The sequence below is a fragment of the Alkalimonas cellulosilytica genome, from assembly GCF_036325985.1.
Taxonomy (GTDB): Bacteria; Pseudomonadota; Gammaproteobacteria; order Enterobacterales; family Alteromonadaceae; genus Alkalimonas; species Alkalimonas cellulosilytica.
Window position 1 is genome coordinate 1 of record NZ_JAUHLI010000065.1, and the last position, 370, is coordinate 370.

Here is a 370-nt window from a genome sequence, read left to right on the forward strand (position 1 = left end):
AGAGAGAATCATGACTGCCACTTATCTGGCTGAAGCCAGTGTGGGCACCCGCCTAGTGATACCGCTATTCTTGCAAAAAGTACCGGCAGGCTTCCCCTCCCCGGCTCAGGACTATGTCGAGCGCACGCTGGATTTGAATGAACTGTGCATTCAGCACCCGAACGCGACCTTCTTCGTTCGTGTAGAGGGCGACTCAATGATTGATGCCGGCATTCATTCCAACGATGTGTTGGTGGTCGACCGCTCCATCGATGCCGTGCATGGTGACATTGTAGTGGCAGAAGTCAGTGGCGAGTTCACGGTCAAAGAGCTGTGCACCAAACCCTACCTGCAGTTAAATCCCAAAAATCCAGCCTATCAGCCCATTCGT

The 370-nt window shown here is 53.2% G+C and carries 1 protein-coding gene; it reads left to right on the forward strand.

Annotated elements, in window-relative coordinates; translation table 11 throughout:
* Positions 1-10: 10 nt before the first annotated feature.
* Positions 11-370: translesion error-prone DNA polymerase V autoproteolytic subunit (gene umuD, locus QWY20_RS18565; protein WP_330130461.1), on the forward strand; the 360-nt coding region annotated here is incomplete at its 3' end.